Annotated in this window: 13 protein-coding genes; 10 read left to right on the plus strand and 3 right to left on the minus strand. The window is 64.9% G+C overall.

The features are described from left to right. Positions 1–9 precede the first annotated feature (9 nt). From BXA00_RS20440 to BXA00_RS20455, 4 genes are all read left to right on the plus strand, one after another. Positions 10–10476 (plus strand): hemagglutinin repeat-containing protein, encoded by a 10467-nt coding sequence (locus BXA00_RS20440; protein WP_076520254.1) that lies wholly within the window; start codon positions 10–12, stop codon positions 10474–10476. After that, entirely contained in the window at positions 10473–10877 is a 405-nt protein-coding gene (locus BXA00_RS28925; protein WP_076520255.1) for a hypothetical protein, read from the plus strand. The genes BXA00_RS20440 and BXA00_RS28925 overlap by 4 nt, the downstream gene beginning before the upstream one ends. A gap of 210 nt (positions 10878–11087) precedes the next feature. Further along, positions 11088–15815 carry a hemagglutinin repeat-containing protein gene (locus BXA00_RS20450; RefSeq protein ID WP_076520256.1) on the plus strand — a complete coding sequence of 1576 codons (4728 nt, stop codon included), beginning with the start codon at positions 11088–11090 and terminating at the stop codon, positions 15813–15815. A gap of 11 nt (positions 15816–15826) precedes the next feature. Next, positions 15827–16210, plus strand: a complete 384-nt coding sequence (locus BXA00_RS20455; protein WP_076520257.1) for a barstar family protein — start codon at positions 15827–15829, stop codon at positions 16208–16210. A gap of 328 nt (positions 16211–16538) precedes the next feature. Here BXA00_RS20455 and BXA00_RS20460 read toward each other — a convergent pair whose 3' ends face one another. Continuing rightward, positions 16539–17012, minus strand: coding sequence for an Lrp/AsnC family transcriptional regulator (locus BXA00_RS20460; RefSeq protein ID WP_231952121.1), 474 nt, complete (start codon positions 17010–17012; stop codon positions 16539–16541). Between the two features lie 111 nt (positions 17013–17123). On the opposite strand from BXA00_RS20460, the gene BXA00_RS20465 reads away from it, so the two are divergent. Further along, the gene (locus BXA00_RS20465; RefSeq protein ID WP_076520259.1) at positions 17124–18614 is read left to right on the plus strand and encodes an aminotransferase class V-fold PLP-dependent enzyme; all 1491 of its coding nucleotides are present in this window, start codon (positions 17124–17126) and stop codon (positions 18612–18614) included. A gap of 105 nt (positions 18615–18719) precedes the next feature. Here BXA00_RS20465 and BXA00_RS20470 read toward each other — a convergent pair whose 3' ends face one another. Further along, positions 18720–19088, minus strand: coding sequence for a hypothetical protein (locus BXA00_RS20470; protein ID WP_076520260.1), 369 nt, complete (start codon positions 19086–19088; stop codon positions 18720–18722). A 266-nt stretch (positions 19089–19354) separates the two neighbouring features. Here BXA00_RS20470 and fmdA point away from each other — a divergent pair, with 266 nt between their 5' ends. Beyond that, positions 19355–20584, plus strand: coding sequence for a formamidase (gene fmdA / locus BXA00_RS20475; RefSeq protein WP_076520261.1), 1230 nt, complete (start codon positions 19355–19357; stop codon positions 20582–20584). Between the two features lie 11 nt (positions 20585–20595). Next, the gene (locus tag BXA00_RS20480) at positions 20596–20928 is read left to right on the plus strand and encodes an FmdB family zinc ribbon protein (RefSeq protein WP_076520262.1); all 333 of its coding nucleotides are present in this window, start codon (positions 20596–20598) and stop codon (positions 20926–20928) included. An 88-nt stretch (positions 20929–21016) separates the two neighbouring features. Here the strand turns inward: BXA00_RS20480 and BXA00_RS20485 are convergent, their stop codons facing one another. Continuing rightward, positions 21017–21484 (minus strand): MarR family winged helix-turn-helix transcriptional regulator, encoded by a 468-nt coding sequence (locus BXA00_RS20485; protein WP_092580110.1) that lies wholly within the window; start codon positions 21482–21484, stop codon positions 21017–21019. A 172-nt stretch (positions 21485–21656) separates the two neighbouring features. Between BXA00_RS20485 and badH the strand changes: the two genes are divergently transcribed. From badH to aliB, 3 genes are all read left to right on the plus strand, one after another. Then, entirely contained in the window at positions 21657–22424 is a 768-nt protein-coding gene (gene badH / locus BXA00_RS20490; protein WP_076520264.1) for a 2-hydroxycyclohexanecarboxyl-CoA dehydrogenase, read from the plus strand. A 35-nt stretch (positions 22425–22459) separates the two neighbouring features. After that, positions 22460–23242 (plus strand): 2-ketocyclohexanecarboxyl-CoA hydrolase, encoded by a 783-nt coding sequence (gene badI / locus BXA00_RS20495; protein ID WP_076520265.1) that lies wholly within the window; start codon positions 22460–22462, stop codon positions 23240–23242. Between the two features lie 82 nt (positions 23243–23324). After that, positions 23325–24476: a cyclohexanecarboxyl-CoA dehydrogenase gene (gene aliB, locus BXA00_RS20500; RefSeq protein WP_076520266.1), complete on the plus strand. Its 1152-nt coding sequence runs from the start codon at positions 23325–23327 to the stop codon at positions 24474–24476. Positions 24477–24486 lie beyond the last annotated feature (10 nt).

Consider the following 24486-nt stretch of genomic DNA (forward strand, 5'->3'; position numbering starts at 1 on the left):
CAGGTGCGCATGATGTCCAAGCTCCGTTCATTGATTGTCTGGTCCCTCGTCTATACGCAGGTCTGGACGCCCGTGCTGGCGCAGACCCTGCCGATTTCAGTCGACAAGGGCGTGTCCGGCCCGAAGCCTGTCGTGGGCATCAGCAACGGCGTTCCCGTCGTCAACATCGCGCCGCCCTCGGCCGGAGGCGTCTCCAACAACCGCTACACCCAGTTCAACGTGGGCCCGTCGGGCGTGGTGCTGAACAACAGCGGCGGCGCCAGCCAGACGCAGCTTGCCGGCCAGGTGGCCGGCAATGTCATGTTGGGCAACCAGCGCGCCACCACCATCCTGAACCAGGTCACCGCGCCCAATCCGTCGCAACTGATGGGCACGCTGGAAGTCGCGGGCAACCGGGCCAACGTCATCGTGGCGAACCCGGCGGGCATTACCTGCAACGGCTGCGGCTTCCTGAACTCGGACCGCGCGACCCTGACCACCGGACGGCCCCAGGTCGGGCCTGACGGCAGCATCGCGCTGGAGGTGGCCGCGGGCAAGATCCGCGTCGAAGGCGAGGGCCTGAACGGAACCAGCGCCAGTCAGGTCGACCTGATCGCCCGCACCCTGGAAATCAACGCGGGCGTCTGGGCCGATCGCCTCAACGTGACGGCGGGCGCCGCGCGCGTGGATTATGCGACCGGCGCGGCGTCGGCCCAGGCGGGCGAAGGCCCGGCGCCCGAGGTGGCGCTGGACACCGCCGCGCTGGGCGGCATGTACGCCAACAGCATCCGGCTGATCGGCACCGAGGCCGGCGTGGGCGTCAACGTGGGCGGCAACCTGGTGGCCCTGACCGGCGACCTGCAGGTCAGCGCGTCGGGTGACGTGCGCATCGCGCCCAGCGCCGCCATCCAGGCGGCGCGCGATCTGCGCCTGGCGGCCGGGCGCGATCTGGCCGTGGACGGCGTCGCGCAGGCTGCGGGCGGCGTCGCGCTTTCGGCAGGACGCGACGCCCAGATCCGGGGCGCGGTCGGCGCCGGCGGGTCAGTCGATGTGGACGCTCCTGGCGACGTGATTGTCGCCGCGCAAGGCGCCCTGCAGACCCAGGGCGCGCTTCGCGTAACGGCCGGGAAGGACCTGACGCTGGGCGGTTCCCTGCTGATGGGCGGCCAGGACGTGCGCATGGAATCCGGACGCCATGTGCGGATCGGCGGCGATGCGTCCACGCCGGGCGCGACGCCGCCGGTCATCGGCGGCTCGGGCTCCGGGCCCGAGGCGGGCGGCGAAACGCCGTCGGGGGGCGCGGGGGCAGGAAGCGGCGCTGGCGCGGGCGGTCCGGCCACGGACGGCGGGGCGTCTGGCGCCTCCGGGGGCGCGGCGCAGGCCGGCGCCGATTCGAGCGGGCTGGTGACCGCCAAAGGCGGCATCGCCCTGAAGGCCGGGCGCGACATGACGCTGCCCGCGCAGGTGACGGCGGCCGGCGCGCTGCATGCGCAGGCGGGCGCGGACCTGACCACGGGCGCCACCGCCCAGTTGCAGTCGGGCGGACCGGCGACGATACGCGCCGGCGCGGACCTGCGCGTGGGCGGCCTGGTCGGCGCGCGCGGCGACGTGTCGCTGATGGCGGGACGCGACGCCCAGGTGTCCGGCAAGGGCGCGGCCACGGGCCGCCTCGCCATGGACGCCGAGCGCAACCTGCGCCTTGACGCGCCCGCGCAATGGGACGCCGAAGGCGCCGTGGCCGCAAATGCCGGCGGCGACATGGCGCTGGCCGGCGCGCTGCGCGCCAACGGCGAGACGGCCCTCACGGCCGGCGGCAGGCTGGCGATCGACGGCGCGGTCTCGGCCGCGTCCGGCGGCCTGAACGTCTCCGCAGGCGGCGATGTGTCCGTGGGCGCGCAGGCGCAGGTGGCCGCGGCCGGCCCCGTCGGCCTGAACGCCGGCGGCGATCTGCAAAGCTTCGGCAAGGTCACGTCGCTGAAAGACCTGTCGCTGCAGGCGGCGCGCAACCTTTCGCTGGACGGCGAGACGCTCGCCACCGGCGATCTGCGCTTGCAGGCGGGCCAGGCCCTGGCTGCGGCTTCCGCGTCGCGGCTGCAAGCGGACGGTTCGGTGACGGCTGCCGCGGGCAATGCATCGCTGGCGGGCCTGCTCATCGCGGGCCAATCCGTGCAAGTGAACACGCGGGACGGCCTGCACGTGGACGGCACGATGCTGGCCGACGCAGGCACGCTCAAGGCCGTCAGCGGCGGCGACATGACGTTGGGCAGCGACAGCGTGCTGCAGGCGGGCCGGCAACTGGACGCGCAGGCCGGCGGCAAGCTGCTGGCGGACGGCACCCTCTCCGGTGAAACAGACATCCGGCTTGCCGCGGGGACCCACGCCGAACTGAATGGCACCACGGTCGCCAACGGCGCCCTGCGCGCCGAAGCCGGCGCGGACCTGACCATCGGACAGGCCGGCCTGGCGCAAGGCAGCAGCAAGCTGTTCCTGGGCGCGGGCCGGGACCTGCGCGTGGCGGGGACGGCAGGAACCGCGGACATGGGGCAGGGGGCCGAGGGCTTTCTGCAGGCCCAGGCGGCGCGGGACTTCTTCGTAACCGGCGTCGTGACGGCGGGCACGCCCGCCAGCCTGTCCGCCACGCGCAACCTCGGCATCGACGGCACGGTGGCGGCGCTGGCGGGCGGCCTGACGGCACACGCCGGCGCGCAGTTGCGCGTCGGCGCAGCGGGCCGCATGCAGGCCGCGCAGAACCTGACCGCCCGATCCGGCGGTGACCTGGACTCGGACGGCGTCATTGTCGCGGGCGGCGGCCTGACGCTGGCGGCCACGGGCGATGCGCGCCTGGGCGGCACCGCGGCCGCGCTGGGCGACACCGCTGCGGGCAATCTGCTGCTGGGCGGACGCGATGTGACCATCAAGCAGGGCGGGCAAGTGCAGGCTGCGGGAACGCTGGCGGCGCAAGCCGGGCGGGATCTTGTTGCCGCCGGCGCGCTCGCCTCGGTGGAAGACATGATGCTGACCGCCGCGCGCGATGCGCGCGTGGATGGCACGGCGGCCAGTGACGCGAACCTGTCGCTGACCAGCCGCAACGTGGCCGTGGGCGCGGCGGGCCTGGCGCAAGCCGCCGGCACGCTCGCCGCCACGGCGCAAGGCACGCTGCTCGCCGCAGGCAGCATGCTGGCGGGCGTCACGCAGACGCTCACGGCCGGCGACGACATGACCGTGGACGGCACCGTCGCGGCATTGCAGGGCGACCTGACGCTGGAAACGCTGCGAGGCAATCTGGTCCTGGGCGCCGCATCGAACCAGCAGGCGGGCGGGGCGCTGGCCGCCACCGCCGGCGGCGCGCTGCAAGCCTTGGGATCGGCCGCCGCCGGGCAAGGGCTGGCGCTGCGCGCGGGCACGGACGCCACGCTGGGCGGCATCGCCGCCGCGCAGGCCGGCAACGTCGCCGTCATCGCCGACCGGAATCTGACAACCACTGCCGACGCCCGCATCCAGGCCGCCGACGCCATCGACCTGCAGGCAGGCGGCGCGCTGCAGAACGCCGGCATTCTGTCGGCCGCAGGCGCAGCCACGCTGCTGGCGGGAACCACCCTCGACAACACCGGTTCGGTGCTGGCGGGCGGCGACGCCAACGCCACCGCATCGGGTGCGCTCAGCAACGCCGGCCGCTTCATCGCGGGCGTCGGCGAAGACGGCGCGCTCAGTCTGCCGGGCAGCGTCAAGCTGACCGCCGCCTTCATCACCCACCCTGGCGTCAGCGCGGCCGGCAAGGACATGACCCTGTCTGCGGGCGGCATGGACCTGTCCGCCGGCAACCTGTCTTCCATCGGCAAACTCGCGCTGGCCTCGCCTGGCGACATCGCCACGCGCAACGCCGTGCTGCACGGCGGCAGCCTCGGCATCTCCGCCGCCACCCTCCGCAACCAGGGCGGCAAACTGACGTCCGCCGGCGACGCCGTGCTGAAACTGGGCGGCGAACTCGACAACGCCACCGGACTGATCGCCGCCGCCGGCAAGGTGCAGATCGAAGCGGCCCGCATCGGCAACGCCGCCGGCACGCTGGCGGGCGGGGACCTGACCCTGGCCACGGCCGGCGCCGTCGACAACCGCGGGGGCCTCATCCAGGCCGACGAAACCCTGACCCTGAACGCCGCCAGCCTGGACAACAGCGCCACGCTGACCGCCGCTTCCGCCCCACCCAAGGGCGTGCTGGGCAAGCTGGTCACCATCGTTGCCGACCGCGTCAACAACCAGGGAGGTTCCCTCAGCGCCAGCCAGGACCTCACGATCGCCACCGGGGAACTGGACAACGCCGGCGGCGAAGTCGCCGCCCAGCGCAACGCGACGATAGACGCCGCACTGCTCAAGAACAGCCAGGGCAAGGTGATGGCGGGCGAACGCCTCGCCATCATGATCCAGGCCCTGCAAGGCCTGGGCGCCCTGCAATCCGCGCAGGACCTGTCCTTCACCTACACGGGCTCGCTCAGCCAGACTGGCGACATCGCCGCCGGCCGCGACCTGAGCATGTCCGTCGGCGGCGCCATGGACAACAGCGCCACCGTCAGCGCCGGCCGCGACCTGACCATCACGGCCGCCTCGCTCAACAACCAGGCCAGCGGCGAGCTGCTGGCCGGGCGCAACAACACCATCAACGTCACCAACGGCCTGACCAACTCGGGCCTCATCGACGGCGGCGTCACCAACATCACCGCCGGCCGCGTCGACAACTTCGGGCGCATCTACGGCAATAGCCTCTCGATTCGCGCGGGCGAACTGGTCAACGGCGCGGGCCCCGGCGGCGGCGCCGTCATCGCATCGCGCGGCGACCTGGATCTGGGCATCGGATCGCTCGTCAATCGCGAGCATGGACTGATCTACGCAGGCGCCGACCTGCGCATCGGCGGCGCGCTGGATACGAACGGCCAGGCCATCGGCCAGGCCGTATCGCTGCTGAACGCGTCGGCCACCATCGAAGCAGCGGGCAATGCGGCAATCTCGGCCGCGTCGCTGCAGAACGTCAACACCAACTTCGTCAGCCAGACGTTGCCGGTTCTCACGGTCCCCAAACTGTACGTGACGCCGGAGGGGTCGACGGACATGTACGACATGGAAACCAACTGGTTCTGCGACCAGGTAACGCCCATGTGCGGCAAGGTTCCCGAATGGTTGGACGACGATCCCGAGCGCCGCTTCCTGTTGCCTTCGGACAAGTATCCCGCGTCGCGTTATGGGCCGCCGTTTGATTACGTGCCGAGCAAGAAAGGCCGGGCTGGCGAGACTGCGCCCATCCCTGTCACCTTCACCCCCCAGACCGTTGCGTGTTCGGGAGGAGACAACGGCGGCGATTGTTGGGACGTTCCTGAGTCGTTCTTCTACAGCAACGATGCGCCAGTCTGGGCCGTTTTTGGCGTAACCCCGCCGTCCGGACCCATGCCGGTGTGGCAACCGCCGCTGCGCGAATGCTTTGGCGCGGAAGCGTGCGCGGCGGAGGCAGCGCGTCGCCAGGCATACGAAGATGCCTATGCAGCATTCCGAGCTCCGCACATCGAGCTGGACCAGCGCATCCGCGAATTCAACGCCGACTTCGACAGCCGTCTCGTAGGCACTTTCACCTACTACGAAGTCGAAGAAACCGTCACCGAAACCCGCACGGTGTCATCGGATCCCGCCAAGATTCTGTCGGGCGGGGCCATGACGCTTACCGGCACCGTCACCAACGACAAGAGCCAGATCGCGGCTGGCGGCACATTGTCGGTCAGCGGTCCCGCCATCAACAACATCGGCGCCGCAGGCGAGCGCGTCGTCGTCCGCAACGGCACCGCCACTGTCACCCAGGCCCGCGACAGCGACCGCAAGGAATACGCCAGCGCCTACACGCAAACCCTGGCCGCGGAATCCATCGAATTGCCTGTGGGCACTTCCGGCGGCAACCTGTCTGTTTCGCTCAGTGGCGGCGCGCCCGGCGCCAGCGGCGCCACCGCGCCCGGCCCGGTTCTCATCGCCAGCATCGGCCTGCCCGGCGGCAACGTCGTGCGCACGGTCTCCAACCCGGCCACCATCCCGGACAGCCAACTCTTCGCCGTCAACGGCACGCCCGATGCGCCCTACGTCGTCGCCACCGACCCCCGCTTTGTCGGCAACCGCCCGACCGTCTCCAGCGACTACCTGTTCGACCTGCTGCAGCAGCCCGGCGCGCCCGTCGGCAACAGCGGCGCTTCCGGCTCCGTCAACGCCGGCCTGGGCAACAACCCCGGCGGCCTGAACGCCCTGATCCCCGCCGGCGCAAAATTCCTCACGCCGTCCGGTCAGCCCCGTCGCCTGGGCGACGGCTTCTACGAACAGAAGCTCGTCGCCGACCAGATCCTGGCCACCACCGGCCAGCGCTTCCTGGAAGGCTTCGGCGACAACGACAGCCAGTACAAGCAGCTCCTCGCAAACGGCGCCCAGTTCGCGCTGAACAACGGCATCAAGCTGGGCGCGGCGTTGACCGAAGCGCAGCAGCGCCAGCTCACCACCGACCTCGTCTGGCTGGTCGAGCAGACCGTCACGCTGCCCGACGGCACCACCGAGACCGTCCTGGTCCCGCAGGTGTACCTGTTGGTGCGCGAAGGCGACCTGAAGGGCGACGGCACCCTCATGGCCGGCCGCGACGTCAAGCTCGCGGCCGACGGCGACATCAACAACAGCGGCACCATCGGCGCGCGCGACGCCACCGTCATGACGGCGGCCAACATCGTCAACCAGGCCGGAGGACTGATCCAAGGTTCCGTTGTCGACCTGGCCGCGCGCGAAGACCTGATCAATCTGGTGTCGCTGATCAAGGGCGACAACGTCGCGCTGTCCGCGGGCCGCGACATCGCGCTGACCTCCACGTCGGCATCCGAGAACCACGGCGCTACGTGGGGCTCGTACATCTCCGGGGTATCGCGTGTGGACGCGGGCAACCTCAACATGCAGGCCGGCCGCGACATCAACCTGACGGCGGCGCAAATCACCGCCACTGAAGATGCGCGCCTGCAGGCGGGACGGGATATCAACCTGGCCACGCTGGAAGAAAGCCACGGCGAATCGCTAGTGCGCAACAAGAAGAACCGGCATGACCTCGCCACCAGCACGGAAGTCGGGTCGACCATTGCGGCGGACGGCAACGTCACGCTGATTGCAGGGCAGGACGTCAATGCGCGTGCAGCGGAAGTCACGGCGGACCAACAGCTTGCCGTGGGGGCGGGGCGCGACATCAACCTGACGTCCGGCGTGCAGACCGGGTCGGCGTACGACGAAACGCACTACAAGACCAGTGGTTTCATGTCGTCGAAGACCACGCACACCAAAACGGCCGTCGACTGGGAACAGTCCCTGGCCACCACCTTCACCGGCGATACGGCTGTGCTGATGGCGGGCCGCGACCTGACCGTCTCGGGCTCGAACGTCGGCGCGCAGAAGGACCTCGTGATGTCGGCCGAGCGCGACGTCAATATCCTGCCGGGCCAGAACGCCCAGGACAGCTATGACTACAAGATGGTGAAGAAGTCCGGCTTCGGGGCGATGGGCGGTTTCAGTTATGGCTCCAGCAAGCAGACGGACTCGCTGGACAGCAAGAAGGTCTTCCACAATGCCAGCACCGTCGGCAGCGTCGAAGGCGACGTGCTCATCAACGCCGGCGGCTCCCTGAACATCACGGGCAGCAACGTCATCGCGCGGCAGGGCGACGTCACGCTGATCGGCAAAGACGTGAACATCGGCGCGGCGCTTGACACCACGCAGGAGCGGGAATTCCATGAGATCAAGCAGACGGGGCTGAGCATTAATGCGAGCACGCCCTTGGTCGATGCGATGCAAACCGCTGGAAGGATGGGAGATGCGGCGGGGAAAACGGACAACAAGGTAATGCAGGGTCTGGCTCTGGCTACTACCGGCCTTGCCGCCGTCAATGCCTACGACGCTGTTGCGGCTGATCCCAAGAGCGCAGGGGGTGTGAGCCTCAGTATCAATTTTGGCGTCAGCAAGAGTCAGAGCACGACGGATCGAGCGTCTTCCTCCGTTTCGGGATCTACCATCGCGGCCGGCGGAGATCTGACTATTCTCGCTGCGGGTGCGGCTGCCGATTCCGACGTCACTGTGACGGGATCGCGCTTGTCGGCAGGCAACAATGCCATCATCAAAGCGGACGGCGACATTCTGCTGCAGGCTGCGCAAAACACCTTTGAGCAGCATACGAAGAACAAAAGCTACAGCGGCAGCGTTGGCATTGGGGTCTCGGCGAACAGCCAAGATGGTGTCGGCGTGATGTTGAACGTCAGTGCAGGCGGCGGTCGCGGACGCGCAGACGGCAAAGACACGAACTGGACATACGCAGATGTGACCGCCGGCAATGTGCTGGCATTGCAATCGGGCGGCGACACCTCGCTGATCGGCGCAATAGGAAGCGCAGATCAGATCATCGCTTCGGTCGGCAAGAATCTTCGGATCGAGACTCTGCAGGACATCAGTACCTACGATGCCAAACAGCAGAGTGCCGGCCTTCAAGCCAATATCTGCATTTATGGATACTGCAAAAGCTCAGTATCCGGCAATGTCTCGCAAGGCAGGATGGACAGTAACTTCCAGTCCGCTACGCAACAGGCGGGACTGAAGGCGGGCGACGGCGGCTTCCTGGTGAGCGTTGGCCAGAACACCACGTTGATCGGTGGCGTCATATCGAGCGGCGATCAAGCTGTGGTTGATGGTCTGAACCGACTGGATACAGGCACGTTGATCGTCAAAGACTTGAAGAACTCGGCAAGCTACGAGGCCGACCAGGTCGCGCTGAGCGGGGGATACAGTTGGGGCGGAAGCGGGGGAGGAGAAGCGAAGAATAGCGACGTAGGCACAAACTCGAAAGGGCAAGCAGCCGGCGGTGCGGACAAAGTGCCCGGCACAAGCTTACCGACAAGTGATAACGGAACATCCGTGGGCGTGCCCGTGGTCGCCGCAGCGTCTGGGAACGCGAACTCGACTACGCACAGCGCTATCAGCGGTGGCACCGTGATCATTCGAGACGGCGAGGGTCAGCTTGCCCTGACCGGAAAGTCGGCCGCTGAGATGATCGCGTCCTTGAACCGAGATACGTCGGATACCTTGAATGCGCTGAAACCGATCTTTGATAAGGACAAGATCGAGGCGGGGTTTGAGATTGCGTCGGAAGCCCAGCGGCAGATGGGGCAGTTTTTGACGAATCGGGCGAAGGAGGCGAAGGCATTAGAGCTTGAACTGGAAAATGAAAAGAAGAAACCCGGAGGCGGCAATCCTGCGCGCATTCTCTCGATCAACGACTCTTTGGCTGACGCGGCCAAGTGGGGGCCAAGCGGGGAATATCGTTTGGTCGCCACAGCCATCCTGGGCGGGGCGGCAGGCAATGTCACAGGCGGCGTTTCCGACTTTGCTCGGGCCAGCGCGGTCAATTACCTGCAGGGATTGACCACTCAGCAGGTCAAGCTGTACGCCGATATGTTGGGAGACGGTCCCGAGGCGCAGGCTGCCCGTGCCGCGTTGCACACGGTGGTGGGTTGCGCGGCGGGTGCTGCCCGCGGCGATGGATGCGGAGCGTCCGCATTGGGGGCTGGTGCAGCGTCCGTGGTGAACGGTCTGCTGGACGCCGTGAGCGGCAAAACCGGCTCGACGTTGTCGCCGGAGGACAAGGAGGCGCGCAACAACCTGGTGTCCTCGTTGTTGGCTGGGGTGGCGCTCGGGTTGGGGGCAGATGTTAGTGCGGTGGTAAACAGCGGACGACTAGAGACGGAGAACAATGCGCTTGGTACTGCGTTGAAGCGAGCAGGGATACCGGCAATAAGCGCCTGTCTCCGTTTGCCTGTGTGCTATGAAACGGCCCTTACACGCGCACAATACTCGGCGATTACGGCGCTGGCGGCCGAGGCAATAGCGAAGACCCCTGGGTTGGACGAAGATCAAGCGCTATTGCTGGCGGTGACTAAATTCCTGGCAGGTGAATTGCCTGTAGGTCTGCCTGGTAAGCCTGGAGAGCCCATTCCGCCTGAGGCTATACCGCCTGGTAGTGGTGTTGGAAATTTGCCTGACACGCAGTTGCCGGGTCAATCTGGGCACGTGCCGGACGTTGGCGGGGTGCCGGGGCAGGAGAATAATGGGCCGGTGGGTGGGACCATTATCACTTCGCCGCTGCCGGAGGAGCAGGGGCCAGGTTTATTATTCAAGCATGTTGACGACATTCTGAAACCTAACGGGGAATATATCGGAATTGTCGATAAAGGCGCTACGCCCAACATTAGAACCGTTTCATCGCATGACTTCGAAGCAATGAAAGTAGACCTTTTGGACGGTGCGTCCATAGCTGGTACATATGCGGGCGGTAAGGGTACCTGGTACGACCTTCCAACTGGGGGGCGTGTCGGGGTTCGGATGTCTGACATTTCGGGGGAAACGCTGGATATTGATATTCCAGGTTATCCCAAGGGGTTTAAGGTTCACCATCAATGACTCGAGAACCGGTTGATAAGTATTTTGGCATTCGATTGAGTGACTGGATAGAACGACTTCCAAATGAGTTGGATGTGGATGCTGTCGGCCTGTGGCAAATTATTCCAGTTGGTATGGATAGTTTTGGTTTGGAAGGAAACGATCTTGATCTATTTGCATACAGATGCATCATGGCTCTGCTTCAAAAAGGGGCTGTTCCTGTTAGAGCAATAAAAGGCGCTCCTGGATGGGTGCCTGATTTGGCGTACCGAGGACCTCACGAAGACATAGCAAACCAAATTGTCCGTGAATGGAGGTCTTCAAAGCTCGCCCCGGATCATGACGGACTGTGGTTTTCACTTGTGCGCCAAGATAGCTTCTGGTCGCCGGCTCGGGCAGGTTGCCGTGGCGATAGATCTTAACCAAGGTTGAAGGATTAATGAACTTCGCTTGCATCGTCCCAGGCCGGTGCTTGTTGAGAGGCGCGAAGATGTGCGCTCCGTTAGGCCTACTGGAGCCCGTATGAATTTGAAAGCTGTCCCGCGGCATGTGAGTTAGCGGGGTCGCTCGCCCAGCTTGTCATCAACGGCGCCCAGTTCGCGCTGACCAACGGCATCAAGCTGGGCGCGGCGTTGACCGAAGCGCAGCAGCGCCAGCTCACCACCGACCTCGTCTGGCTGGTCGAGCAGACCGTCACGCTGCCCGACGGCACCACCGAGACCGTGCTGGTCCCGCAGGTCTACCTCCTGGTGCGCGAAGGCAACCTGAAGGGCGACGGCACCCTCATGGCCGGCCGCGACGTCAAGCTTACGGCGGCGCAAGTCACCGCCACGGAAGACGCGCGCCTGCAGGCGGGACGGGATATCAACCTGGCCACGCTTACGCAGAGCCATAACGAATCGCTTGTGCGCAATAGCAAGAACCGCCACGATCTGAGCACCAGCAGCGAAGTCGGGACGGTCATTGCCGCTGACGGCAATCTCACGCTGATTGCGGAGCGGGACTTCAACGCTCGTGCAGCGGATGTCATGGCCGGCAATCGGTTGGGTGTCGTAGCAGGCCGCGACATCAACATCGGCGCCGGAGAGGCCTCGGCCTCCGCCCACGACGAGGTGCACTACAAAACCCGCGGATTTCTCTCCAGCAAGACCACGCATCAGGCCGACTCGATGGCCTGGACTCAAGCGCAAGGGTCGACCTTCAGCGGGGAAGAGGCGGTTTTCCAGGCCGGCAGGGACTTCTCGCTCAACGCCTCGCAGGTTCTTGCCAGCAAGGATCTCATCGTCGACGCGGGCCGCGATCTGTCGGTGACGGCGGGAACCAACACCTACGGAGAAAGCCACTACGAACGCGTGAAGAAAAGCGGCCTGTCCTCTGGCGGCTTTGGCATTTCATACAAGAGCAGCGATTCCAAGACACTGCAGACCGTCGACGGGATGACGCAGAGCGACGCGCGCAGCCTCCTGGGCACCACGGGCGGAAACGTCATCATGACGGCTGGCCGGGACGTCCTGGTTGCCGGCAGCGACGTCGTGGCGGGCAAGGCTGCAGGCGATATCGCAGGCAGCACGGGCAACATCGATATCCAGGGCGAGAACGTTGCAATCGTGGCCGGCCGCGATATCGAGAACACCCACAGCGAGTACTCGCTCAAGCAAAGCGGCTTCGGAGTTTCCGTTGTCGGCACCTTGATGGACACTGTCAAGAACGTGTCCGCAGCAGGTTCCGCCAAATCCAAGGCGCAAGAGCTCGGTCACAGCGGGGCTACGACGCCGGGGGTGTCGCTGTCCTACAGCAGCAGCAAGAGCGGCGGCTCGTTCGACTCGTACAGCCAGGTAAGTAGCGGTTCTTCGCTGAGCGCCGCGGGCGATATCGTGATTCGTGCGACCGGGAACGGCTCGCGCGATGCCTCGGGCCGGGCGCAGGATGGCGACATCCTGATCTCCGGTTCCACCCTGCGCGCCCAGGGCGGTGTCGTACTGGATGCCCAGCGCAACATCGCCGTCGTCGGTTCCGACAATCGTCAGAATCAGACCAGCGAGGAATCGAGCAAGAGCACCAGCTTCTCGATAGGCAGCATGAGCCTGGGCGACATCGGACGCGCGATCGATGGCGGGCCCAATTCCAGCGGCGTCAAGGTGTTCCCCTACGGCAGCGAATCGGCGCACTCCGATGAATTGTCCTCCGGCACGTGGCAGACCTCATCGCTCATCACCGGGAACAGCGTTCATCTGAACAGCCGTGACGGCGACATCCGCATCGCCGGATCGGCCATCGACGCCATCAACAACGTGGGCCTTTTGGCCAACCGCGGATCGATCGTCATCGACACGGGCAGCGCGACGCGCGACCACAGCAGCAGCTATAGCAACAAGACGGTGGGCGATCTGGGGCGTGAGGGCAGCGGCTTTTCCGTTGGGGTGCGCAGTAGCAGCGGCAGCCTGGATGAGCGCAGCAGCACGCCAAGCGCAGCCGGCAGCACCATTACCAGCCATCTGGGCGACGTCTCGATCGTCGCCATGGAGGACGTACTGGTGCGCGGAAGCGATATCCGCGCAGGCCGGGATCTGCTCATGGCCGGTCAGTCAGTCGCCATCGAAGGCAGCTACGACACCAGCGTCTATCGCCAGTTCCAGGAGAGCAGCCAGATCGGCGTAACCATCAGCGCCAGCAATCCGGTCGTCAGCGCCGTGCAGAGCACCAACCGCATGCGCGAGGCCGCCCAGGAGACCAACAATGGCCGCCTCCAGGCCATCGCGGCAGTCGCGGCGGGCCTGGCGGCCAAGAATGCCTACGACGCGGTAGCCAAAGACCCCGCCAAGGTCGGCGGCATCAACATCAACGTCGACCTGGGCGCCAGCAGCGCCAGCCAGACCAGCACCGGCCAAAGCAGTACCGCAAGCGGCGCTGCCATTTCGGCCGGCCGTGATATGACGATCATCGCTGCCGGCAAGGGCGACAAGTCCGACATCATCGTGTCGGGCTCTGACCTGGCCGCGGGCCGCAACATTGTCCTGGATGCGCAAGGCGACATCCTGCTCACCGCCCAGCAGAACACCGCCAGCCAAAAGACCGACGGCAAGAGCAGCAGCGCCAGCATTGGCGTGGGTTTCTCGATTGGGGGAACCCAGACCGGCTTCAGCATCAACCTGGGCGCGGGCGGCAGCAAGAGCAAGAGCAATGGCGAGGACCTGACGTGGAACAACACGCACGTGCAGGCCGGCAATGCGCTGACCATGAACTCCGGCGGCGACACGGTCCTGCGCGGCGCGCAAGCGAGCGCCGACCGGATCCTGGCCACGGTGGGCGGTGACCTCACCATCGAAAGCCTGCAGGACATCAGCAACTACACGGCGCGCGACCGCAGCGTGGGCGTGCAGGTAAGCCTGTGCATTCCTCCCATCTGCCATGGCGCCAGCTCGGTCAGCGGCAACTACGGCAACACCAAGATCAACAGCCAATACGCCAGCGTTACTGAGCAGTCAGGCCTGTGGGCGGGCGACGGCGGCTTCCAACTCGATGTCGCCAAGAACACCGGCCTGATCGGCGGCGTCATCGCCAGCAGCGACAAAGCGGTCGCCGACGGCAAGAACGTCCTGATCACCGGCACCCTCACCAACCGCGACGTCGAGAATCACGCCAGCTACGAAGGCCAGTCCATCCAACTAGGCGGTGGCGTGAGCTTTGGCGGCGCCAACGACGATGGCAAGGACAAGAGCAACATCGGCACCGACGGCAAGGGCGAAGTCGCGGGCGGAAGCAAGGCCACGCCCAACTCCAACCTGCCCAGCTCGAACGGCGTGAGCATGGGCGCGCCGGTGGTGGCGGGAGCCAGTGGAGACGCCAGCTCCACCACGCTTAGCGGGATCAGCGGCGGCACGATCGTGATCGCTGACGAGGCGGGGCAGAAGGCGCTGACGGGGCAGACGGTGGCGGAGGTGATTGCGGGGTTGAACCGTGACACCAAAGACACGCTGAACAGCCTGGATCCGATATTTGATGAGAAGGAGATTCGGACGGGGTTTGAGGTTGTCGGGGAGGCTAGTCGGCAGGTCGGGCAGTTCATGGCGAATCGCGCCGAGGAAATCCAAGACGCGAAGGAGCGTTCGGAAGACGAGTCTCTTTCGTACGCGGAGCGCGCTAAAGCGGCTCAGGAATACGCGGATTTGGAAAGCAATTGGGGCGCGCAGGGCACCTACAGCCAGTGGGCGACGGTCATTCTGGGGGCGGCCAGTGGAAATGTGACCGGTGGCACCAGCCAGTTCATCCAGGCCGCCGCGGTCAATTACCTGCAAACCCTGGGCGCAGCCAAGGTCAAGGAGTTGAGCGGTGTGCTAGGCGGCGAGGGCTCAGCCGGCCATGCCGCGCTGCATGCGATATTGGGCTGCGCAGGGGCAGCCGCGCAAGGCACATCGTGCGGCGCTGGCGGCGCAGGCGCACTTTCGGGCGTTGTGCTAAGCAAACTGTTGGAGAGCATGGATGGAGCTAACGGCAAGGACCTGTCTCCTGAGGAAGCACAAGCGCGCGTCAACCTGATAAGTAGCATCGTCGCGGGCATTGCTGCGTCGATTGATCCCGCGGCAGCGGTGCCGGCAGAGATCGCGGCGCGCATAGAGGTGGAGAACAACAGCCAGTACAGGAACCGCGACAAGGTCGCCCGGATGAAGGCCGAGCTTGTGGGGCGTTTGGAAGCGCAATGCGGCAATGACACGAGCTGCTTGCAGGCAGGTTGGGCAGACGCTGATCGAATGACGGCGTCGTACGACGAGGTGCTTACGCTGGCCCATTATCCCGACCTGACCAAGGAGAAAGGCGACGCGCTTGCGCAGGCGGTGTTAGATTTGGCTCCGGGTGTGTCAAACGCCAGTGCGCTGTATGAACTGGTGACCGGTAAGGCGGCGACAGGAGACGAGGCCAATCGCTATTTTGCTGCGATCGGTCTTGTGCCGGTGGTTGGTGGCATGCTCAAGAAGGGCGGTGAAGCGATACATGTATTCGCGGAGGCGGATAAGGCGCTTGATATTTCGAAGGTGGGCGGTGCAAAAGAGCCAATTCGCTTCATCGATGGCGTTAAGGTCGTTGATCAAAAAACGGGCCAGGTATTCCAAGGGACTGTTGATCTTGGTCCAACCTTGGATAGGATAAAGTCAGGTGGATCGTTCCCGCATCGAAATGATGGTTCTATATTTCAGAATCGCGGTGGAGACTTGCCGAAAAAGCCAGCGGGATATTATACGGAGTACGTACATCCAACTCCTGGTGTCTCGGGCCCAGGCCCTCAGCGAATAGTCGTTGGGAAAGGTGGTGAAATGTATTACACAGCCGATCACTACAAGACATTTATTCCGATAAAAAATTGAGAGTTGTGAAAATGCTGCCATTCAAATTCTTGGATAAATCTCCGTCGTATGATGCGGCGGAAGTTTTCTATGTACGTGTTGATCCAAATCTCTCTATCTCGGATGAACTTTTGAAGTCCCTGTATTACCTTCTTTGGTTTCCGGGGTATTTTGGTTTTAATTGGGATGCCTTGTATGACTGTTTGAGGGATCTCGCATGGATTCCATATCGCAAGCTCGTTCTCGTACATGAAGCTTTGCCAAGCTTGCCAGAAGAAGATTTGAAGGTTTATCTTGAAATATTGCGAGACTCCGCTCTTGATTGGGGCGGCGATCAGGAACACGAGTTGGAGGTTTTCTTCCGGTCTGCTGATAGGAGGAGGGTGGAAAAGTTATTAGTTAATGCTAGGTGTTAAGGGAACTGGAGCGGTGGGAGTCGCAGATGACGCAATCAAAGCTCTGCCGGGGCCAACAAAATCGAGGCGCCTTAGACATTGGCCTGATTCAAGCTTCTCGAAACTTAGTAAGTTCCAGCTATGTCGATAGGGCGCTGAGATAGGTGAAGGTCTCCCCCCATGGCCCTGGCGGTTATGCTATCGCCTGCAACGCTGGATAGGTCCACGGGACTAATGCTGCGAACCCGCAAGCTTCCACGATTAACATTAATGTCCGTGACGAGATGGCCAGTCAACGTTGCGCAAGACGCAAGCGGCAATCTGTAGCAGGGTTTAGAGGGACCCGGCCTCATTCCCCCAGCATCCGCAGATCCGGCGGCCGGTTTTCAATAATGGCCTCCATACTGAAAAACCCCGTCACCGTCGACAACTCGAAATCCGTGATCAGCTTCTGATAGAAGCGGTCATACCCCGCCATGCCGCGGCAGACGACTTTGATCAGGTAGTCCCAGTCTCCGCCGATGCGATAGAACTCCGTGACTTCGGGCAGGCGTTCGACGTGCTCGCGGAAGCCGTCGGCCCAGGCCTTGGCGTGGTGGCTGGTGCGGATCATGACGAATACCGTGAGGTCCAGGCCCAGTTCGACCAGGCTGACCTCGGCGCGCGTACCGCGGATGATGCCGCAGGCGTTCAAGCGCTGGAGTCTGCGCCAGCAGGCGTTCTGCGACAGGCCGACCCGATCGGCAAGCTCGCGTTGGGACAGGGATCCGTCTTTTTGCAGGCAGGCGATGATGCTTAGATCGAGTTGGTCTATTTTTTCCATTGCGTCGTTCATTTGACCCGTATCGGCTGAATTTAAGCAAAAAAACGGTGATGTTTCATCTGGGGCTTCCATCGTATGATAGTTGCGAACTGTTCCAGATGTGATCTCCCCATGAATACGCCTCTCCCCGCGGCTCCGGTGCGCACTTCCGTTTCGCCGTTGCAGCAATTCCAAGACAGCCTGAAAACCCCGGATGTGGCCGCGGCGCTTGCTGACGGATTGATCGGCAAGGACGCCTGCATTGACGGGCCGTTCGGCGCCAAGCCCCTGGTCTATGCGGATTACGTTGCCTCTGGCCGCGCGTTGATGCAGGTCGAGCGCTTCGTGCTTGAACAGGTGCTTCCGTTCTACGCGAACTCGCATACCGAAGCCTCGTACTGCGGCGGCTTCATCACGCGCCTGCGGCGCGAGGCGCGCGCGGCGATCGCGCGGTGCTGTGGCGCGAGCGATGCGCATGCGGTGATTTTCTCGGGATCGGGCGCAACGGCGGGCATCAATCGGCTTGTGCATCTGTTCGGCGTGGACGCGGCGGTGGCCGCGGGCCGGAAGGTGCGGGTCATCATCGGGCCTTATGAGCATCATTCGAACATCCTGCCGTGGCGCGAATGCGGCGCGGACATCGTCGAGCTGGAAGAAAGCCCGGAAGGCGGTCCCGATCTGGCGCAGTTGGCGCAAGCGCTGAAAACGACTGAGGACACGCTGGTCGTTTGTGCGCTGTCGGCGGCGTCGAACGTGACAGGCATCGTGGCGGACGTCGAGGGCATCACGCGGCTCGTGAAGGCCAGTGGCGCGAAGATGCTGTGGGATTATGCGGGCGGCGCGCCGTACCTGCCGGTCCGGATGTCGCCGGCGGCCGACGCGCAGATCGACGCCATCGTGTTTTCACCGCACAAGTTCATCGGCGGTCCCGGCGCGTCGGGCGTGCTCATCGTGCGCCGCGATGCGGTGCGCGACACGACGCCGACCTGGCCCGGCGGCGGCACCGTGAAGTTCGTGTCGCCCGTGGGGCACGATTACAGCGGCAGCCTGGAATCGCGTGAGGAAGCGGGCACGCCGAATGTGGTGGGAGACATCCGCGCCGCGTTGGTCGTCCTGGTGAAGGAAGCGCTGGGCGCCGATTTCATGCAGCAGCGCCATGCGCATTTCGTGCAGCGCGCGCTGGCGGCGTGGCAGGGCGCGGAGCGTCTGGAGCTGCTGGGCTCGCTGACCGCGCATCGTCTGCCGATCTTCTCGTTCCGGGTTCGCGACGGCAAGGGCGGCTTCGTGCATCAACAGTTGGTGACGCGGATGCTGAGCGATCGCTTTGGCATCCAGGCTCGCGGCGGTTGCGCGTGCGCGGGGCCTTATGTGCATCGCCTGCTGGATATCGACGATGCGCAGTCGCTCCAGATGCGGCAAGCCATTCTGGATGGACGCGAGATCGAAAAGCCCGGCTTTGTGCGGCTGAATTTCAGCGCGCTTCTGTCGGACGACAAGGCGGACTTCATCCTGGAATCGGTGCTTGCGCTGGCGGCCGACGCGCCGGAGTACGAGCATCTGTACGGCTTCGATCCGAGCCGCGCGATCTTCTTTCCGCGCGATGTGGAGAAGAAGGCCGCGTAAAGCGGCGTCGGGCGCCGATCGCGACGGTGGCTGCCTTTGCAGCCGCAATCGCAACCTTTGCCATCATCTTCGCAGCCCTTTTTTGGGCTGCGTCCCGCTCCCCGATCAGTCCTTCATCTGCAGACCGCAGACCCGGATCCACGAGGCCTTCATGTCCGTGAGATCGTCGGAGGCGCCCGTCAGCGTGCGCGTGACCTGACCCGAGAACTGCACGCCTTTGCGTCGGCATGCCTCGAAGTCGTCGCTCAGCGCAAAACGCGCATCCAGCAGGTCCAGCCGGCCCTGGCACAACTCCCGATTCAGCTCCAGGTTATTGGCCGCCTCGCGCGTGCGCTGGATGTCCTGCGCCTGATCGATGCGGGCCAATTCCGCGTCCACCCGCGCGATGCAGTCATCGGCGGCAATCGCGGGCGCGCTGGCGCAGGCGGCGACGATCAGGAGGGCGGCGAATGACGGGCGGTGGATGGCAGCCATGCGTATGAAACCTTGGTAGTGCGTGAAAGCGTGGCTTGCATGATAACTGCTGCGAAATGGCCCCGTTGCGCGGGGCGGCACGCGCGCTGCCACTGCATGGAAAACCAGTATGTCCAAACACGTGAACGCGTCTACCATCGTTGACGGTTCAATCGATCCCGAGATCCAACCCGCAACGGGATTTGGACGCGTATTTGGACGTGCATTTGGACCTGTATCGGCTGAAGTTCTGTTTTATCAACTCGTCACGACGGAGATGAAAGAGAATGACCAACACGCTTATCAGTGTCGATCTGGAACAATCCCCCTACGACAACAAGCAGATCCACAACCGCTGGCATCCGGATATTCCGATGGCCGTGTGGGTGAAGCCGGGGGACGACTTCATTCTGGAAACCTATGACTGGACGGGCGGCGCGATCAAGAACGACGACAGCGCCGACGACGTGCGCGATGTGGATCTGTCCACCGTGCATTTCCTGTCCGGACCCGTGGGCGTCGAAGGCGCGGAACCGGGCGACCTGCTGGTGGTCGATCTGCTGGATATCGGCGCCAAGCCCGACAGCCTCTGGGGCTTCAATGGCTTTTTCAGCCGCAACAATGGCGGCGGCTTCCTCACCGATCATTTTCCGCATGCGCAGAAATCCATCTGGGATTTCCATGGCATGTTCACGTCGTCGCGGCATATTCCCGGCGTCAGTTTCGCGGGCCTGATCCATCCGGGCCTGATCGGCTGCCTGCCGGACAGGAAGCTGCTGGACGCGTGGAACCGGCGCGAGCAGGCGCTGATCGACACCAATCCGAATCGCGTGCCGCCGCTGGCCAATCCCCCCGCGCCCAAGACGGCGCACATGGGCGCGCTGCAAGGCGCGGAGCGCGACAAGGCGGCAGGCGAGGGCGCGCGCACGGTGCCGCCGCGCGAGCATGGCGGCAATTGCGACATCAAGGACCTGTCGCGCGGGGCGCGCGTGTTTTTCCCGGTGTATGTGAAGGGCGGCGGGCTGTCGGTGGGCGATCTGCATTTTTCGCAGGGCGATGGCGAGATCACGTTCTGCGGGGCGATCGAAATGGCTGGCTGGGTGCACATGCGTGTGTCGCTGATCAAGGGCGGCATGGACAAGTACGCCATCAGGAATCCGATTTTCAAGCCCAGCCCGATCACGCCGGCCTACAAGGACTTCCTGATCTTCGAAGGCATTTCGGTCGACGAAGCGGGCAAGCAACATTACCTGGACGTGAACGTGGCCTACCGTCAGGCGTGCCTGAACGCCATCGAGTACCTGAAGAAGTTCGGCTATTCGGGCGCGCAGGCGTATTCGCTGCTGGGCTGCGCGCCGGTGCAGGGGCACATCAGCGGGGTCGTCGATATTCCCAACTCGTGCGCCACGCTCTGGCTGCCCACGGAGATTTTCGATTTCGATATCCAGCCGTCGGCGTCGGGCCCCGTCAAGCACATCCAGGGCGGCGTGGACATGCCGCTGTCTCGCGACCGTTAGGAGACGCGACGATGCCGATGTATGACTATGCGTGCGGGGATTGCGGGGAATTCGCCGCGTTGCGGCCGCTGGCGCAGTGGCGAGATCCGGCGCCGTGCCCGCAGTGCGGCGCGATGGCCGGCCGCATCGTGGGCGGGGCGCCGGCGATTTCGGCGCTGTCCTCCGCGGTCAATCGGGCGCGGGCGGCCAACGAGCGCAACGCGAACGAGCCGCGCAGCACGCGCGGCGGGCACGGCATGAACTGCGGGTGCTGCGCCGGCCCGCGTTCGCGCGGCAAGACCCGCACGTCCGCGGACGGCGCCAAGTCATTCGCGGGCGCGCGGCCGTGGATGATCAGCCACTAGCCTGGCGATCAGTGCGCCGGCAAGCGTGTCGGCAGGCCCCGCGTCGCGCGGGCCTGCCGGCTGCGCTTCGTGGAACCCGTGCCGGCCGCTACTGAGCCTCTTCCTGCCCCGCGTCCCGGTCCAGTTGCTGCATGTTGTCCAGCAGCTTGAGCAGGTAGTGCAGGGTATGGCTGAGGTCGCCCATCGAGAATTCCGCCAGCGCGCCTTCGTAGTAGTCGTGGATGCGGGGCGTGGCGTCCTGCGTCCACACCTTGCGGCCGCGTTCGGTCATGGTGACCAGGCGAGAGCGCCGGTCGCGGCCGTCGGGGGCACTGGCAATGTGACCGTCCCGCTCCATGCGGCTGATCAGTCCAGACAGGCTTTGGCGGCTGACCATGAGGTAGCGCGCCAGATCGCCCACGCTCATGCCGCCTTCGGCTTCGGGGCGCGACAAGGCGCCCAGCACGGCCCATTGCTGCGTGGTGAGCCCCAGGTGTTCGACTGCGCGGCTTCCCGTTTTATGCAGCATGTTTGCACATTGATACAGTCGGAAGAATAGCCTGTTGGCCAGCTCCATTCGGGCTATTTCGGTGTTTTTATTAGGGTTTGTCATAGGTCTTATTTGCGCGTCCGGTGCTTGATCGCGGGTAGGGCTGCTTCTAATATGCGTAAACATGTTTACGTATATTGGCTTGATTCCGTATCGGTGGGACAAGGATACCAAGCCAGCAACCTGGGCAGAGGAAATCATGCAAAGACTGGCGGGCAAAACGGCAATCGTGACGGGCGGCGGTGGCGGTATCGGCGGGGCTACCTGCCGGCGCTTCGCCCAGGAAGGCGCCGCCGTGGCGGTCCTGGATCTCAACGCAGAGCACGCGCAGCGCGTGGCGGACGACATCGCAGCGGCCGGCGGGCGGGCGTTGGCGATTGCCTGCGACATCACGCGGCGCGCGCAGGTGGATGCCGCCGTCGCGCAAACAGAGTCGGCGCTGGGGCCGGTCGACATCCTGGTCAACAACGCAGGATGGGACGTGTTCAAGCCTTTCACCAAGACCGAGCCCGCGCAATGGGAACGGCTCATCGCGATCAATCTGCTGGGCGCCTTGCACCTGCACCACGCGGTGCTGCCCGGCATGGCCGCACGCAAGGCCGGGCGCATCGTGAACATCGCGTCGGACGCGGCGCGCGTCGGGTCGTCCGGCGAGGCGGTCTATGCCGCCTGCAAGGGAGGCATCGTGGCGTTTTCCAAGACCATCGCGCGCGAACATGCGCGGCAGGGCATCACGGTGAATGTGGTTTGCCCCGGGCCGACGGATACGGCGCTGTTTGCCGACTACAAGGAGGGCGCGGGCAACCCCGAAAAGCTCCTCGAAGCCTTTACGCGCGCGATTCCGCTGGGCCGTATCGGTCAGCCCGATGATCTGCCCGGCGCAATCCTTTTCTTTGCCAGCGACGACGCGGCCTACGTCACGGGGCAGGTGCTCAGCGTGTCCGGCGGACTGACGATGAACGGCTGAGGCCGCGCGGCCCACCTTCCCTTCATGGAGCCATGATGAACTACGAAGACATTCTGTACGACGTGCGCGGCGGCGCCGCCTGGATCACGATCAACCGCCCCGAGAAAATGAACGCGTTCCGCGGCCGGACCTGCGACGAGCTGATCCACGCCATCAACCGCGCAGGCTATGCGCCCGAGATCGGCGTGATCGTGCTGGCCGGCGCCGGAGAAAAGGCCTTCTGCACGGGGGGAGACCAGTCGGCCCATGCCGGCCAATACGATGGCCGCGGCACCATCGGGCTGCCGATGGAGGAACTGCACAATGCCATCCGCGACGTGCCCAAGCCGGTGATCGCCCGCGTCCAGGGCTATGCCATTGGCGGCGGCAACGTGCTGTGCACCATCTGCGATTTCACGATCGCATCGGAAAAAGCGGTATTCGGACAGGTCGGACCCAAGGTCGGCTCGGTGGACCCGGGCTACGGCACCGCCTACCTGGCGCGCGTGGTCGGCGAGAAGAAGGCGCGCGAGATCTGGTACCTGTGCCGCCGCTATCCCGCTTCCGAGGCCTTGGCCATGGGGCTGGTCAATGCGGTGGTGCCGCATGAGCAGCTCGACGAAGAGATCGGAAGGTGGTGCGCCGAGATCATGGAAAAAAGCCCCACCGCGCTCGCGATCGCCAAGCGGTCTTTCAACATGGACACGGCGCACCAGGCCGGCATCGCCGGCATGGGCATGTATGCGCTCAAGCTCTATTACGACACCGACGAGTCGCGCGAAGGCGTGCGCGCGTTCCAGGAAAAGCGCAAGCCCGATTTCCGCCAGTTCGCGAAGTAGGCGCACCGCGGCCACGCGCCCGTCGGGTACGGGCGACGAATAACAGCGGGCCGCCCGGAAGGGCGAGCCCGAAGGAGACGGCATGAATCCGTATATCGACGAGGACCTGTCCGCGTTGTCTGAACACGCGGGGCGTTTTGCCGACGGGCGCATCGCGCCTGGTTGCCAGGAGCGTGACCGGACGCGCGTGCTGGACCGCGGCCTGATGCGGGAAATGGGCGCCATGGGCTTTATTGCCCCCGAACTGCCCGAGGCTTGCGGCGGGCAAGGCATGGGGTGCCTCGCGGCGGGCGTCATCCACGAAGCGGTGGCGCGCGCTGACCTCAGCATGTCGTATGTGAATCTGCTGGCGTCCCTGAACGGGCAGATCCTGGCGCAGCATGGCCGTCCCGACGTCGCCAGACCCTGGCTGGCACGGTTGACGCAAGGCGAGGCGCTGCTGGCCATTGCGCTGACCGAGCCGCGTGGCGGCTCCGATGCCGCCAATCTGCAGTTGCGCGTAGAGCGCGTGGACGGCCATTACGTGCTGAACGGGGAAAAGGCATCCATTTCCGCAGCCGACCAGGCCGACGCCGCAGTCGTGTTCGGCCGCAGCGGCGCGGCGGACTCGGGCGCGCGCGGCGTGACCGCGGTGCTCGTGCCGCTGGACCTGCCTGGCGTCACCCGCAACCGCTACGACTGCCATGGCCAGCGCGCGATCGGGCGCGGGTCGCTGTTCTTCGAGAACGTCTGTGTGCCCGCCGACCACGTGCTGGGCGAGGAGGGAGGGGGCTTTGCGCAGGTGATGCAGGGCTTTGACTATTCGCGGGCGCTCATCGGCTTGCAGGTCCTGGCCGTCGCGCGCGCCGCGCTGGACGAGGCTTGGGACTACGCGACGCAGCGCGAGGCGTTCGGCAAGCCGCTGTCCGCGTTCCAGGGCGTGTCGCATCCGCTTGCCGAGGGCGACACGCAGGTCGAGGCGGCGCGGCTGCTGTGCCTGCAGACGCTGTGGCTCAAGGACCGGGGCCAGCCGCACGGCTCGCAGGCCGCCATGTGCAAATGGTGGGCGCCCAAGCTCGCGTACGACGTGGTGCACCAGTGCCTGCTGACGTTCGGTCACGGGGGCTACGACCGCGGCGTGATGGAGCAGCGGCTGCGCGATGTGCTGGGCTTTCAGATCGGGGACGGTACCGCGCAGATCATGAAACTCATCATCGCGCGCCATCGGGCCGGACGCGGGGCGGTGCCGGCATAGCGGGGCGGGT

The sequence above is a fragment of the Achromobacter sp. MFA1 R4 genome (assembly GCF_900156745.1).
In the GTDB taxonomy this organism is placed as follows: Bacteria; Pseudomonadota; Gammaproteobacteria; order Burkholderiales; family Burkholderiaceae_B; genus Achromobacter.

What these genes read in the sequence shown, in the direction of transcription:
- BXA00_RS20440 (WP_076520254.1), top strand. Translation starts at nt 10, where the DNA reads ATGATGTCCAAGCTCCGTTCATTGATTGTCTGGTCCCTCGTCTATACG.
- BXA00_RS28925 (WP_076520255.1), top strand. Translation starts at nt 10,473, where the DNA reads ATGACTCGAGAACCGGTTGATAAGTATTTTGGCATTCGATTGAGTGAC.
- BXA00_RS20455 (WP_076520257.1), top strand. Translation starts at nt 15,827, where the DNA reads ATGCTGCCATTCAAATTCTTGGATAAATCTCCGTCGTATGATGCGGCG.
- BXA00_RS20460 (WP_231952121.1), bottom strand. Translation starts at nt 17,012, where the DNA reads ATGGAAAAAATAGACCAACTCGATCTAAGCATCATCGCCTGCCTGCAA.
- BXA00_RS20465 (WP_076520259.1), top strand. Translation starts at nt 17,124, where the DNA reads ATGAATACGCCTCTCCCCGCGGCTCCGGTGCGCACTTCCGTTTCGCCG.
- BXA00_RS20470 (WP_076520260.1), bottom strand. Translation starts at nt 19,088, where the DNA reads ATGGCTGCCATCCACCGCCCGTCATTCGCCGCCCTCCTGATCGTCGCC.
- fmdA (WP_076520261.1), top strand. Translation starts at nt 19,355, where the DNA reads ATGACCAACACGCTTATCAGTGTCGATCTGGAACAATCCCCCTACGAC.
- BXA00_RS20480 (WP_076520262.1), top strand. Translation starts at nt 20,596, where the DNA reads ATGCCGATGTATGACTATGCGTGCGGGGATTGCGGGGAATTCGCCGCG.
- BXA00_RS20485 (WP_092580110.1), bottom strand. Translation starts at nt 21,484, where the DNA reads ATGGAGCTGGCCAACAGGCTATTCTTCCGACTGTATCAATGTGCAAAC.
- badH (WP_076520264.1), top strand. Translation starts at nt 21,657, where the DNA reads ATGCAAAGACTGGCGGGCAAAACGGCAATCGTGACGGGCGGCGGTGGC.
- badI (WP_076520265.1), top strand. Translation starts at nt 22,460, where the DNA reads ATGAACTACGAAGACATTCTGTACGACGTGCGCGGCGGCGCCGCCTGG.
- aliB (WP_076520266.1), top strand. Translation starts at nt 23,325, where the DNA reads ATGAATCCGTATATCGACGAGGACCTGTCCGCGTTGTCTGAACACGCG.